The organism is Streptomyces sp. NPDC046727 (genome assembly GCF_040645635.1).
Lineage (GTDB): Bacteria > Actinomycetota > Actinomycetes > Streptomycetales > Streptomycetaceae > Streptomyces.
The window spans coordinates 1-12712 of sequence record NZ_JBEYYR010000001.1; the positions used below are offsets into that span (position 1 = coordinate 1).

Here is a 12712-nt window from a genome sequence, read left to right on the forward strand (position 1 = left end):
CCCGACGGGGGGGGTCCCGGCCGCTCACCCGCCCGCGCCGCAGCTCCCCGCACGCTATTCGGGGCGCCTCAGCGGCCCAGGATTCCCAGGGCCGCCGCGCCCAGCGCCTCGGTCGCGGCGACCGGGGCCACCAGCAGCGGCGCACCGACCGGCGCGAAGTCGCCGACCCGCGGGCCCACGCCGCCCCCCAGCGGGGCGGGACCGGGGCCCGCGAGGGGGTTGGACCGGATGCCGGTGAGCGGGCCGGTGACATGGGGGAGCGCCTCGGCGGCGCCCGCCACGCCCGCCCGCGGGTCGATGTTGCCCAGCGAGGTGGACCGCAGCGGCACCTTCGCGAGCTGCGGGCCGGTCTCCGCGTGCGCCGTGGCCGCGCCCGCGCCCAGGGCCGCACCGGCGGTGGCGAGGGCGATCAGGGCGCGCGGCGCGGTGGAGTGCCGGGGAGAGGCGTGTCGGGCCATCGTTGTTGCCACCTTCAGGTACGCAGGGTAATGAGGTCGACACACAGGGTAGTTGAGGTGAGACTCACGCTCAAAAGCCGACCCGCGGGGTCGGCAGGGCGCTCCCCATGCGTCAAACTGGTGTTCCGTGAGCATTCATCCCCCGCCCCCCGCCCGTGTCGTGCTGCTGTGCGGCCCCTCGGGCTCGGGCAAGTCACTCGTCGCCGCCCGCTCCGGGCTCCCCGTCCTGCGTCTGGACGACTTCTACAAGGAAGGTGACGACCCGACTCTGCCGCTGGTGGAGGGGAGTTCGGACATCGACTGGGACCACCCGGAGTCGTGGGACGCGGACGTCGCGGTCGAGGCCATCGCCCGGCTGTGCGCCACGGGGTCGACGCCGGTGCCGGTGTACGACATCGCGCTGAGCGCCCGTACCGGCGAGGAGACGCTGCACATCGACCGCACCCCGCTGTTCATCGCGGAGGGCATCTTCGCCGCGGAGATCGTCGGGCGCTGCCGGGAGCTGGGCCTGCTCGCGGACGCGCTGTGCCTGTCCCGGGGTCCGGTCACCACCTTCCGGCGGCGCTTCCTGCGCGATCTGAAGGAGGGCCGCAAGTCGGTGCCGTTCCTGCTGCGCCGCGGCTGGCGGCTGATGCGCGCCGAGCGCTCGATCGTCACCCGCCAGGTGTCCCTGGGCGCGCATCCCTGCGACCGGGACGAGGCGCTGAGCCGGCTGGCGGCGGCGGCAGCCGGGCGGCACGCGAGCGCGAAGAGCACCGCGACCATGAAGTGAGCGTAAAACGCAAAAAGGGATAAGCGGGACTGGTTGGGCTCCGGCCCACCAGTCCCGCTCTCTTCTCCCCCGTGTTTCCCCCGTGGGCCCACCCCCCAGTGGTCCCCGGTTCTCCCCCGTGCTTCCCCCGTTCCCCCCGGACCTTCAGGCGACCAGTTCGCCGAAGGCGTTCTCCTCGTCACGGCCGAAGCTGAGGATCTCGTCCTCGCGCAGCCGGCGGAGCGACCGCCAGATGCTGGACTTCACCGTGCCGACACTGATGCCGAGGATGTCGGCGATCTCCGGGTCCGTGCGGCCCTCGTAGTAGCGCAGGACCAGCATGGTGCGCTGGAGTTCGGGCAGCCGGGCCAGCGCCTGCCAGAGGACCGCGCGCAGCTCGGTGCCGCGCATCGCGTCCGTCTCGCCGGGCGTCTCCGGCAGTTCCTCGGTCGGGTACTCGTTGAGCTTGCGGCGCCGCCAGGCGCTGATGTGCAGGTTGGTCATGGTGCGGCGCAGGTAGCCGCCGACCGCCGCCTTGTCGCTGATCCGCTCCCACGCCCGGTACGTCGAGAACAGCGCGCTCTGCAGCAGGTCCTCGGCCTCGAAGCGGTCGCCGGTCAGGTGGTAGGCGGTGGCGTACAGGGAGGCGCGGCGCTCCTGGACGTAGGCGGTGAACTCCGCCTCGGTCAGCGAACGGCGCTGCTCCCCCGAGTCCTCCCTGTACGCGGTTCCCCCGTGCGTTTCCCCCGTGTGCGCGTCAACCACCGTCATGTACGTGGTGTGCTGACGCCCGGTGCCGCGAGCGCACCCCCGCCCGCTCACGGCACCGGACTTCTCGGATCCCCGGTGCACGTCGTGCAGACGCGTGACCACTGCGCTGGTGCTGATGCTGTGCAGCGTGTTCATCTCGCGCTCCCCGTCGTGGACTTCCGGTGATTCGGTCGTGCCGGGCCGGTCTCCGGCTCCCCGTCCGGCCCGTGACCAAAAGACTGCCGGGGTGACTTCATGGCCGTGTCCGTCGACTGTCACAGACCTGTCACAGGGCCCCTGCCCAGGACGGTCACAGAGCGCGCACAGGCGGTGGCGCCGGGGCAGGCCCCCGACAGGAGGGCACCGGAAGGTCGTACGACACCCCGTCCATGGGCCAGAATGAGCCCGTGCCTTCCCTGTTGCTGATCGAGGACGACGACGCCATCCGTACGGCCCTGGAGCTCTCACTGACGCGCCAGGGGCACCGGGTGGCCACCGCTGCCAGCGGCGAGGACGGTCTGAAGCTGCTGCGCGAGCAGCGGCCGGACCTGATCGTGCTGGACGTGATGCTGCCCGGCATCGACGGGTTCGAGGTGTGCCGGCGCATCCGGCGCACGGACCAGCTGCCGATCATCCTGCTGACCGCGCGCAGCGACGACATCGACGTCGTGGTCGGGCTGGAGTCCGGCGCCGACGACTATGTCGTCAAGCCCGTCCAGGGCCGGGTGCTGGACGCCCGGATCCGGGCCGTGCTGCGGCGCGGGGAGCGCGAGTCCAGCGACTCGGCGACCTTCGGCAGCCTCGTCATCGACCGGTCCGCGATGACCGTCACGAAGAACGGCGAGGACCTCCAGCTCACGCCGACCGAACTGCGGCTGCTCCTTGAGCTGAGCCGGCGGCCCGGTCAGGCGCTGTCCCGCCAGCAGCTGCTGCGGCTGGTGTGGGAGCACGACTATCTGGGGGACTCCCGCCTGGTGGACGCGTGTGTGCAGCGGCTGCGCGCCAAGGTCGAGGACGTGCCGTCGTCCCCGACGCTGATCCGTACCGTCCGTGGTGTCGGCTACCGCCTGGACGCGCCTCAGTGACCGACACGCGAGGGGGGCTGCGCGGCTGGGCCGCGGGGCGCAAGGGAAGTCTGTCGCGGCTCAGGTTCACCAGCCTCAGGCTGCGACTTGTACTGGTCTTCGGTCTGGTCGCGCTCACCGCCGCGGTGTCGGCGTCGGGCATCGCCTACTGGCTCAACCGGGAGGCGGTGCTCACCCGCGCCCAGGACGCGGTGCTGCGCGACTTCCGGCAGGAGATGCAGAACCGGGCGGGCGCGCTGCCCGAGCACCCGACCCAGGACCAACTGCAGCGCGCCGCGGGCCAGATGGCCGCCAGCAGCCAGCGGTTCAGCGTGCTGCTGGTCGCCGAGGACTCCGACGGCAAGACGGTGTACGGCAACTCGGGTGGCATCAACGGCTTCGCGCTGGAGGACGTGCCGAAGTCGCTGCGCGCGGCCGTGACCAAGCGGCAGAAGGTGACCGGCTCCAACAAGGAGCCGTACCACCTGTACTGGCAGCGGGTCACGGACAACGGCACGCCGTACCTGGTGGCCGGTACGCGCGTGATCGGCGGCGGTCCGACCGGCTACATGGCGAAGTCCCTGGAGCCGGAGGCGAAGGACCTCAACTCGCTGGCCTGGTCGCTGGGCATCGCCACCGGGCTCGCGCTGATCGGCGCCGCGCTGCTCGCGCAGGCCGCCGCCACGACCGTGCTGAAACCGGTGCACCGGCTCGGCGTGGCCGCCAGGCGGCTCGGCGAGGGCAAGCTGGACACCCGGCTGCGGGTCTCCGGCACCGATGAGCTGGCCGATCTCTCCCGCACGTTCAACAACGCCGCCGAGGCGCTGGAGCAGCGGGTCGCGGAGATGGCCGCGCGGGACGACGCGTCCCGCCGGTTCGTCGCCGACATGTCGCACGAGCTGCGCACGCCGCTCACCGCCATCACCGCCGTCACGGAGGTGCTGGAGGAGGAGCTGGAGGCGGAGACCGGGAGCATGGACCCGATGATCGAGCCGGCCGTCCGGCTGGTGGTCAGCGAGACCCGGCGGCTGAACGACCTGGTCGAGAACCTGATGGAGGTCACCCGCTTCGACGCGGGCACCGCCCGGCTGGTCCTGGACGACGTCGACGTCGCCGACCAGATCACCGCGTGCATCGACGCCCGCGCCTGGCTGGACGCGGTCGAGCTGGACGCCGAGCGCGGCCTCCACGCCCGGCTGGACCCGCGCCGCCTGGACGTCATCCTCGCCAACCTGATCGGCAACGCGCTCAAGCACGGCGGCTCGCCGGTGCGGGTGTCGGTCCGGGAGGCGGACGACTCGATCGAGATCCAGGTCCGCGACCACGGGCCCGGCATCCCGGAGGACGTCCTCCCGCACGTCTTCGACCGCTTCTACAAGGCGAGCGCCTCCCGGCCGCGCTCCGAGGGCAGCGGGCTCGGCCTCTCCATCGCCCTGGAGAACGCCCACATCCACGGCGGCGAGATCACCGCGGCCAACTCCCCAGAGGGCGGCGCGGTGTTCACGCTCCGGCTGCCACGGGACGCCTCACGGCTGACCGAGGAGGACGGCGGAGGCGGCAAGGACAGCAAGACCGACCAGAACAGTTCAGGAGAGGAGGGGTCATGACCGTACGACGCCTGCTGGCGCTGCCCCTCCTCGGCGCGCTGCTCACCGGCTGCGGCATCCGGGCCACGGAGGTGCCGACCGACTTCGGGGCGGCGCCGTCCCGGGTGCCGTGCTCACTGGCCGGGCCCGATGTGGCCACGCAGTCCTCGCGCGGGGTGCCGGTGCAGGTCTTCCTGCTCTGCGGGGCGTCCCTGGTGGCCGTCGACCGCACGGTACGGGTCCCGGAGGGCACCCCGGACGCCCGGCGCCGGGTGATCGTGGCCCAGGGGCTGCTGGACCAGCTGGCCGCGTCGCCGTCGGCCGCGGAGCGCTCCGCGGGCTACACGACGTCCGTGCCGGGCGCCCTCGGTGTGCGCGGGCCCGGCCCGAAGGACCCCGAGGACACGCTCCGGCTGAGCACGCCGCCGTCGCGTCTGACCTCCTACGCCCTGGCCCAGCTGGTGTGCACGCTGTCCGACTCGGCGGCGACGGAGGACGACGGCTCGGTCATCCTGGGCGGCCCGGACGGCAGTCCGCTCCGGCGCTACGAGTGCACCGACGAGGTCCGCGACCGGCCGGGCACCACGGAGCCGCCGTCCGGCGAGGTGACGGGCACCTAGCTCGGTCAGCGCCTTCCGGGTACGCACGCCGAAACGTTTCCGCTGCGGAACCAATCGTTTCCGTCGCGGAACCAATCGCGCCCGCCCCCGCGTCTAGGGGGTCGTGCAGCGTCAAGGCTCCATCGGCGGCAGCGCCGCGATCCGCATCCGTGTGACGGGGGGTGTCCTCCTCGTCGCACACCTTGCCCTCGTCGCCTGGCTGATGCTGCGCCCCCTGGACGTCCCCTGGGTGATGCCCCCGAACCTGCGGCCCCTGGCCGGCATCCGGGCCGATCTGGCACTGGGCTGGCCGGCGGCGGTCAGACCCCTCGGCGAGGGGCTCGCGCTGCTCGCCCCGCTGGGCGTGCTGCTGCCGGCGGCGCACGGCAGGCTCACCGTCTCGCCGCTCGCCTCCCTGCTGCGTACGGCCGCGGCCGGCGCGCTGATCTCCCTCGGTATCGCCCTGTTGCAGACCGGTGTGCCGGGCCGGGTCGTGGACGTCGATTCACTGCTGCTGAACACGGCGGGCGTCATCCTGGCCCACCTGGCCGTCGTACCGGCGGGCCGGGCCTGGCTGCGGCGCCGGGACGCGCGGGAACCCGCTGCGGCGGGGTCGGCGGTCACCGTCCAGGAGGAGCTGTGTCAGGGGCGTACCCCGACGATTCCCAGGGTCGGGATAGCCCCGTAGAGCGACGCTTCGTCCCCTTCGTCTCCGTATCGTCGATGTCAGTTGAAGGGTCCCGCCCGGGGCCCGCCACCGGCTCGGGAATGAGCCGACGACCACGGAGGAGCCGACATGACCGCCCTTGCCCGCCCCACCCACGGCCGCGTGATCGGCGGAGTCTGCGCCGGACTGGCCCGACGCTTCGGCACCTCGGCCACCACGATGCGGGTCATCTTCCTGGTGTCCTGCCTGCTGCCGGGCCCGCAGTTCCTGCTCTACATAGCGCTGTGGCTGCTGCTGCCGTCCGAGGACAAGGCCCGCACCGCCTGGTGACCCGCCGCGCCGACGCGCGCGAACGCCGCTGGGGCGCCCCGGACGATTCCGGAGCGCCCCAGCGGCGTCGTACGGCCGGCCCGGTCAGCCGAGCGGGATCCCGTTCACTCCCGTGCCGTGCATGGGCAGGCCCGTGTTCTGCACCGGCATTCCGCCGAGCAGCCCGGCGGCCGGCGCGGTCGGCCCCTCGGCGAGGGCCTTCGCCACGGAGGGCTGGACGGCCGCCAGCCCGGCACCCACGACACCCTGCCCCTGGACGAGCGCCTGGGTGGCGACCGGCACCGCCCTGCCGACGTTCTCGCCCGGCAGCGTCTTGGTGACGGTGTCCAGGGCCTGCGCGGCGCCCGGGCCGGCCGGGGCGGCGTCGGCCGTGCCCGCGCCGACGGCGGCGATGGCGGCACCGAGGGCGGCGACGCCCAGGGTCTTGGCAGCAGACTGCTTCATGGTGAATGCGTCCTTGAATGGGGAGATGGTGATCACAAACGATCTGAGCGGTCCACGACCGTAAACATGCCGGACCACCCGCCGCAAACACCGAAATGCGGACGCCTTGTGAAAGCGCGTCCGCATTCCGTACCGGGAAACAATCCGTGACTACGCCTCCAGGCCGACAGAACCGCTGGTGGACGCGGTCTGCCGGAACAGCCATTCGGATTTCAGCTCTGCATATCCGGGCTTGATGACGTCATTGATCATCGCGAGTCGTTCATCGAAAGGAATGAACGCTGATTTCATCGCATTGACGGAGAACCACTGCAGGTCGTCGAGCGTGTAACCGAACGCGTCGACGAGGTGCTCGAATTCCCGGCTCATGCTGGTGTGCGACATCAGCCGGTTGTCGGTGTTCACGGTGGCCCGGAAGTGCAGCCGGCGCAGCAGCCCGATCGGGTGCTCGGCGTAGGAGGGCGCGGCGCCGGTCTGCAGGTTGGAGCTGGGGCACAGCTCCAGCGGGATCCGCTTGTCCCGTACGTAGGAGGCGAGCCGGCCGAGTCTGACCGAGCCGTCCTCGCGGACCTCGATGTCGTCGATGATCCGCACCCCGTGCCCGAGCCGGTCGGCGCCGCACCACTGCAGCGCCTGCCAGATGGACGGCAGCCCGAAGGCCTCCCCGGCGTGGATGGTGAAATGATTGTTCTCGCGCTTGAGGTACTCGAACGCGTCGAGGTGCCGGGTGGGCGGGTAGCCGGCCTCGGCGCCGGCGATGTCGAAGCCGACCACGCCGGAGTCCCGGTGGCGGTTGGCGAGTTCGGCGATCTCCAGGGAGCGGGCCGCGTGCCGCATGGCGGTGAGCAGGGCGCCGACCCGGATCCGGTGGCCGTTCTCCCGGGCCCGCCGCTCGCCCTGCCGGAACCCCTCGTTGACGGCCTCGACGACCTCTTCGAGGGTGAGCCCGTTCTCGAGGTGCTGCTCGGGCGCGTACCGCACCTCGGCGTAGACGACCCCGTCCGCGGCGAGGTCCTCTGCGCACTCCCGGGCGACCCGGATCAGGGCCTCCTTGCCCTGCATCACGCCGACGGTGTGCCGGAACGTCTCCAGATACCGTTCCAGCGAGCCGGAGTCGGCGGCCTCCTGGAACCAGATCCCCAGCTTGTCGGGGTCGGTCTCGGGAAGCTCGGCGTACCCGGAGTCCCGGGCGAGTTCGACGACGGTCCGCGGGCGGAGCCCGCCGTCGAGATGATCGTGCAGCAGTACCTTGGGCGCCCGGCGGATCTGGTCCGGCGTCGGCACATGGGCCGGCACGGTCGCCGGGACGGCCCCCGTCGATGCAGTCTGGCTCGTCATTTCCGCACTCTAACTCCTACGCGCGTAGAGAATCGGGTGCGCACGGCAGCTGTTTTCCGGCCCTTTCCCGTCGATACGCAACGGTGACCCCACGTACGGGTTTCGTACGCCGCACCTTCTGACACTGTTCTGTCATGGGACAGCAAGCGACGCCGGTCCGAACGGCCAGGCTGGGCAGGGCAGTCGGTCCGGAGCCGACGTCGGTGAGCGGAGCGGTGCTGCTGCTCCCCGGCGGCGAGGAGAGCTCCGCCCGCCGGCCGTCCCCCGTCTGGGCGATGCCCCTCATCCGCTCCCTGGGCCGCGCGCTCGCCCGCGCGGGACGCACCGAAGGACTGGCCGTCCACCCGGTCCACTACCGCTACCGCGGCTGGAACGGCAGCGAGGCCCATCTGGCGGCGGACGCCGAGTGGGCCGCCGACGAGGTCGTACGACGGTACGGGGACGTTCCCGTGTGCCTGGCCGGCGTGGACATGGGCGGACGCGCGGCGCTCCGGGCCGGCGGCCACGAGGCCGTGAACTCCGTGGTGGCGCTGGCCCCCTGGCTCCCCGAGGACGATGTCGCCGCACCCGCCGAGCCGGTGAAGCAGCTGGTCGGACGCCGGGTGCTGATCGCGCACGGCACGAACGACGAACGGACCGATCCCGAACTGTCGTTCCGCTTCGCGGCCCGCGCGAAGAAGGCGAACCGGGAGGTGTGCCGGTTCGAAGTGCACTCCGACGGCCACGGGTTGCACGGCCACCGGGAGGAAGTGCTGTGTCTGGCGACGGACTTCGTGATGGGAGCGCTGTTCGGGTGCCCGGTTTCGCGGCCGGTGGAGGACGCGTTGGCCGCGCCGCCGCCGATCGGGCTTCGGATGCCGTTGGCCGCGGGGTTCGGCAGGTCGTTGAAGCGGTAGAGCTCGGGGGTTCCCTCAGGGCAACAGGCTGCCCCTCCTCGACAGCAGGAACTTCTTGAAGGCCGCCACCGGTGGTGTGTCCGGGCGGTCCGCCAGCCAGGCCACGCCGATCTCGCGGGCCGCCCTCGGGGCCGTGACCGTCAGTTCCACCACCCCCGGGCGGGGGACGGTCGGGGGCGGCAGGAGGGCGACCCCGAGGCCCGCCGCCACCAGGCCCCGCAGCGTCTCGGCCTCCTCGCCCTCGAAGGCGATGCGGGGTTTGAAACCGGCCTCGCGGCACAGGGCGTCGGTGATGCGGCGCAGGCCGTAGCCGGGTTCCAGGGTGACGAAGGTTTCCTCGGCCGCCTCGGCCAGACGGATGCGACGACGGGCGGCCAGGCGGTGGTCCGCAGGGACGACCAGGCGGAGTTTCTGCTCGTCCAGGCGGCGGGCGACCAGGTCGGGGGCGTCGGGGACGGGTGAGGTGAGGCAGAGGTCCAGTTCTCCGGCGCGCAGGCGTTCCAGCATCGCCTCGCCGTAGTTCTGGACCAGGCTGAAGCGGATGCGCGGATGGTCGGCGCGGAAGGCGTGCAGCAGGCCGGGCACGGTCTCGGCGCCCATGGTGTGCAGGAAGCCGAAGGCGACCTTGCCGGTGGCCGGGTCGGCGTCCGCGCGGACCTCCTCGGCGGCACGCTCGATCTCCGCGAGGGCCCGCTCGACGGAGGCGAGGAAGGTGCGGCCCGCGGTGGTCAGGGAGACCGTGCGGCCGTGCCGGGCGAACAGGTCGACGCCCAGGTCCTGCTCCAGGCGGGCCATCGCCCGGGACAGGGTGGACTGGGGGACGTTCATCTCCAGCGCGGCCCGGGTGACGTGCTCCGTGCGGGCCACGCCGGCGAAGTAGGCGAGGCGCGGCGCGAGCACTCTCGACATCTCACTCATGTCTTCTGTGTCACCGGACGGTGACAGCCACGCCTGTGACCTCTGCTGATGCACCATAGGAACGATTATGGCGATTCCATGCATTGGACGGATGAGAGGGGCCGTACCTACGGTCGAAGCATGTCTCCCGCCAGTACCGGGGCGTCCACCGCTGTGGGCGCCGTTCCGTTCGTTCCCGCTTCCGACTCCGACTCCCGGATGGCCCCGGGCGACCCCGGCTACGGCCGGATGCGGCTCGCCCTCTTCCTCGCCGGAGTCGCGACCTTCGCCCTCCTCTACTCCACCCAGGCCCTGCTGCCGCTGATCTCCGGGGAGTTCGGGGTCGCGGCGAGCGAGGCGAGCTGGACGGTGGCGGCCGCGACCGGCGGGCTGGCCCTGTTCGTCCTGCCCATGAGCGCCCTGTCGGAGCGCTTCGGCCGTCGTGCGGTGATGACGGGCTCGCTCGCCGTCGCCGTCACGATCGGCCTGCTGGTGCCGTTCGCGCCGTCGATCGGCGCGCTGGTGGTGCTGCGGGGCCTGCAGGGCGCGGCGCTGGCCGGTCTCCCGGCCTCGGCGCAGGCGTATCTGGCCGAGGAGGTGCGGCCGAAGGCGCTGGTCACGGCGATCGGCCTGTTCGTGGCGGGCAACAGCGTCGGCGGGATGAGCGGCCGGGTGATCACCGGCTGGGTCGCGCAGGAGTGGGGCTGGCGGGTCTCGCTCGGGGTGATCGGCGTGCTCGCGGTCGCGTGCGCGGTGGCGTTCCGGCTGCTCCTGCCCGCGCCGAGGCACTTCACCGCGGGCTCGCTGCGCCCCCGGGTGCTGCTCGACACGGTCCGCGGCCACCTGTCCGACCCGCTGCTGCGCCGCCTGTACGCGATCGGCGCGCTGTTCATGACGGTGTTCGGCGGTGTCTACACGGTGATCGGCTACCGGCTGACGGCACAGCCGTTCGGGCTGCCGCAGGGCATCGTGGGCTCGATCTTCCTGGTCTACCTGGTGGGTACGGTCTCCGCGTCGACCGCGGGCCGGCTGGTGGGCCGGTTCGGCCGCCGGGGCGCGCTGTATCTGGCGGGCGGTACGACGGCGGCGGGTCTGCTGCTGTCCCTGACCGCGTCCCTCGTCCTGGTCCTGCTGGGGCTGGTGCTGATCACGGCGGGCTTCTTCGCCGGGCACGCGGTGGCTTCCTCCGCGGTGAGCAAGACGGCCACCCACGGCCGGGCCCAGGCCTCGGCGCTGTACCAGTCCGCGTACTACATCGGCTCCAGCGCCGGCAGCACGGTCGGCGCGCTGGCCTTCCACGCGAACGGCTGGACCGGCACGGTCGGCGTCGGCCTCCTCGCGGTCCTCGGCGTCGTCACGATCACGGTGTTCGGCTCCCGGGCGGCCCGGGTGGCGGCCCGTCGGGAGCCGGTGGGCGCGCACTGAGCGGGCGCGCGCCGCTCGTCTCCGCGAAGCAACCGTTCCGAGCTGGGCGTTCTCGTACTCCGGGGGCCATTGTCAGTGGGCTGCGGTAGCTTCCGAAGTGCTGGGCGCGAAGGCGCGTGAACAGGACGGCCACAGGGGTGGGTGGACGATGGGCAACGGCACGGCGACGGCGGATCTCGACGTCGTACTGGAGAAGCACCGGACCGAGCTGACCGGGTACTGCTATCGCATGCTCGGTTCCTCCTTCGAGGCCGAGGACGCGGTGCAGGACACCCTGGTGCGGGCCTGGCGGAGCTACGACAGGTTCGAGGGCCGCTCCTCGGTGCGCTCTTGGCTGTACCGGATCGCGACGAACGTGTGCCTGGACATGCTGACGGCGGGCAACAAGCGGGCGCGGCCCATGGACCTGACCGAGGCGGCCCCGCTCGCGCAGGCCGCGCTCTCCCCGCGCCCGGACAACACCTGGCTGGAGCCCATGCCCGACGCGCGCGTGCTGCCGACGGTCGACGACCCGGCGGAGGCCGCCGTCGCCAAGGAGTCCGTCCGGCTCGCCTTCATGGCCGCCCTCCAGCAGCTGCCGCCCAAGCAACGGGCGGTGCTGATCCTGCGCGAGGTGCTGGCCTGGAAGGCGAGCGAGGTGGCCGAGCTGCTGGACACCACGGTCGCCTCGGTGAACAGCGCGCTGCAGCGGGCCCGGGCCACGCTCGCGGAGCGCGGGGACGCGGGCGCCGAGGGGGCGGTGTCCGACCCGCTGGACGAGGAGCAGCAGAAGCTGCTGGAGCGGTACGTCAAGGCGTTCGAGGGCTATGACATGACGGCGCTGACGGCGCTGCTGCACGAGGACGCCGTCATGACGATGCCGCCGTTCGACCTGTGGCTGCGCGGCACCGCCGACATCACCGGCTTCATGACCACCCTCGGCGCCTCCTGCGCCGGCTCCCGCCTGCTGCCGGTGCGGGCCAACGGCCTGCCGGGCTTCGCGCACTACAAGCCGGACCCGGAGAAGGGCGGGTTCAGCCCGTGGGCGGTGCAGGTGCTGGAGATCTCAGACGGCCGGATCACCGGTTTCCACTGCTTCCTCGACACCCAGCGCTGGTTCCCGCTCTTCGAGCTGCCCCTCCATCTGGAAGCGGAGGCCGACGAGGTCGAGCAGGGCCTGTAGCGCGGGGTCGGCGTCCCGCAGCATGATCCGCCCGCCGGCCCGGCGGGCGGTCAGCTCCAGGCGGGCGAGCAGGTCGACGGCCGCCAGCCCCGGCGGTCCGAGCCCGCCCACGTCACACACGACCACCCCGGCTCCGCCCTCCAGCAATGCCCGCACGTCGGCGCACAGCCCGGGCACCTCGTCACGACGGACGGGCCCGGGCAGCACGAGCACGGCGGGGGTCTTGGCATCCACGTGCGGGTAGACCGGCGGGGCGGGCAGAACTCATCGCCCGGCGCCGCCCGCCCGGACACGGATCACAGGCCGGGTCGGCCGACGGGGAGCGCGAGGCCGAAGGGTGCGGGG

General features: G+C 72.4%; 15 protein-coding genes. 9 read left to right on the forward strand and 6 right to left on the reverse strand.

Annotated elements, in window-relative coordinates; genetic code table 11:
- Positions 1–68: 68 nt before the first annotated feature.
- Positions 69–458 (reverse strand): hypothetical protein, encoded by a 390-nt coding sequence (locus tag ABZ937_RS00005; RefSeq protein ID WP_361683854.1) that lies wholly within the window; start codon positions 456–458, stop codon positions 69–71.
- Positions 459–585: 127 nt separating this feature from the next.
- Between ABZ937_RS00005 and ABZ937_RS00010 the strand changes: the two genes are divergently transcribed.
- Positions 586–1230, forward strand: coding sequence for a uridine kinase (locus ABZ937_RS00010; protein ID WP_361683857.1), 645 nt, complete (start codon positions 586–588; stop codon positions 1228–1230).
- A 144-nt stretch (positions 1231–1374) separates the two neighbouring features.
- Here the strand turns inward: ABZ937_RS00010 and ABZ937_RS00015 are convergent, their stop codons facing one another.
- Positions 1375–2115, reverse strand: a complete 741-nt coding sequence (locus tag ABZ937_RS00015; RefSeq protein WP_361683860.1) for a SigE family RNA polymerase sigma factor — start codon at positions 2113–2115, stop codon at positions 1375–1377.
- A gap of 251 nt (positions 2116–2366) precedes the next feature.
- Here ABZ937_RS00015 and afsQ1 point away from each other — a divergent pair, with 251 nt between their 5' ends.
- The 5 genes from afsQ1 (at position 2367) to ABZ937_RS00040 (ending at position 6205) form a co-directional block, all read left to right on the forward strand.
- Positions 2367–3044, forward strand: coding sequence for a two-component system response regulator AfsQ1 (gene afsQ1, locus ABZ937_RS00020; protein WP_031024517.1), 678 nt, complete (start codon positions 2367–2369; stop codon positions 3042–3044).
- Entirely contained in the window at positions 3041–4630 is a 1590-nt protein-coding gene (locus ABZ937_RS00025) for a HAMP domain-containing sensor histidine kinase (protein ID WP_361683863.1), read from the forward strand. The genes afsQ1 and ABZ937_RS00025 overlap by 4 nt, the downstream gene beginning before the upstream one ends.
- Complete coding sequence (locus ABZ937_RS00030) at positions 4627–5229, forward strand: hypothetical protein (RefSeq protein ID WP_361683866.1); 603 nt, start codon at positions 4627–4629, stop codon at positions 5227–5229. The genes ABZ937_RS00025 and ABZ937_RS00030 overlap by 4 nt, the downstream gene beginning before the upstream one ends.
- A 103-nt stretch (positions 5230–5332) precedes the next feature.
- A complete protein-coding gene (locus ABZ937_RS00035) occupies positions 5333–5896 on the forward strand; it encodes a VanZ family protein (protein ID WP_361683868.1) in 564 nt (187 codons plus the stop codon).
- A gap of 108 nt (positions 5897–6004) precedes the next feature.
- On the forward strand, positions 6005–6205 hold the full coding sequence (locus ABZ937_RS00040) for a PspC domain-containing protein (protein ID WP_189817805.1): 201 nt from the start codon (positions 6005–6007) through the stop codon (positions 6203–6205).
- A gap of 84 nt (positions 6206–6289) precedes the next feature.
- On the opposite strand, the gene ABZ937_RS00045 is transcribed toward ABZ937_RS00040, so the two are convergent.
- Together ABZ937_RS00045 and ABZ937_RS00050 are read right to left on the reverse strand one after the other, a co-directional pair.
- Entirely contained in the window at positions 6290–6649 is a 360-nt protein-coding gene (locus ABZ937_RS00045; RefSeq protein ID WP_361683871.1) for an ATP-binding protein, read from the reverse strand.
- A 150-nt stretch (positions 6650–6799) separates the two neighbouring features.
- Positions 6800–7987 carry an adenosine deaminase gene (locus ABZ937_RS00050; protein WP_361683874.1) on the reverse strand — a complete coding sequence of 396 codons (1188 nt, stop codon included), beginning with the start codon at positions 7985–7987 and terminating at the stop codon, positions 6800–6802.
- Positions 7988–8121: 134 nt separating this feature from the next.
- Here ABZ937_RS00050 and ABZ937_RS00055 point away from each other — a divergent pair, with 134 nt between their 5' ends.
- Positions 8122–8883: an alpha/beta hydrolase gene (locus ABZ937_RS00055; protein WP_361683877.1), complete on the forward strand. Its 762-nt coding sequence runs from the start codon at positions 8122–8124 to the stop codon at positions 8881–8883.
- 15 nt (positions 8884–8898) lie between these two features.
- Here ABZ937_RS00055 and ABZ937_RS00060 read toward each other — a convergent pair whose 3' ends face one another.
- Positions 8899–9858 carry a LysR family transcriptional regulator gene (locus ABZ937_RS00060; protein ID WP_361683880.1) on the reverse strand — a complete coding sequence of 320 codons (960 nt, stop codon included), beginning with the start codon at positions 9856–9858 and terminating at the stop codon, positions 8899–8901.
- Positions 9859–9921: 63 nt separating this feature from the next.
- Here ABZ937_RS00060 and ABZ937_RS00065 point away from each other — a divergent pair, with 63 nt between their 5' ends.
- Together ABZ937_RS00065 and ABZ937_RS00070 are read left to right on the forward strand one after the other, a co-directional pair.
- Positions 9922–11205 (forward strand): MFS transporter, encoded by a 1284-nt coding sequence (locus ABZ937_RS00065; protein ID WP_361683883.1) that lies wholly within the window; start codon positions 9922–9924, stop codon positions 11203–11205.
- A gap of 148 nt (positions 11206–11353) precedes the next feature.
- Positions 11354–12367, forward strand: a complete 1014-nt coding sequence (locus ABZ937_RS00070; RefSeq protein WP_361683886.1) for a sigma-70 family RNA polymerase sigma factor — start codon at positions 11354–11356, stop codon at positions 12365–12367.
- Here the strand turns inward: ABZ937_RS00070 and ABZ937_RS00075 are convergent.
- Entirely contained in the window at positions 12251–12601 is a 351-nt protein-coding gene (locus ABZ937_RS00075) for an STAS domain-containing protein (RefSeq protein WP_361683889.1), read from the reverse strand. The genes ABZ937_RS00070 and ABZ937_RS00075 overlap by 117 nt on opposite strands.
- Between the last annotated feature and the right edge of the window lie 111 nt (positions 12602–12712).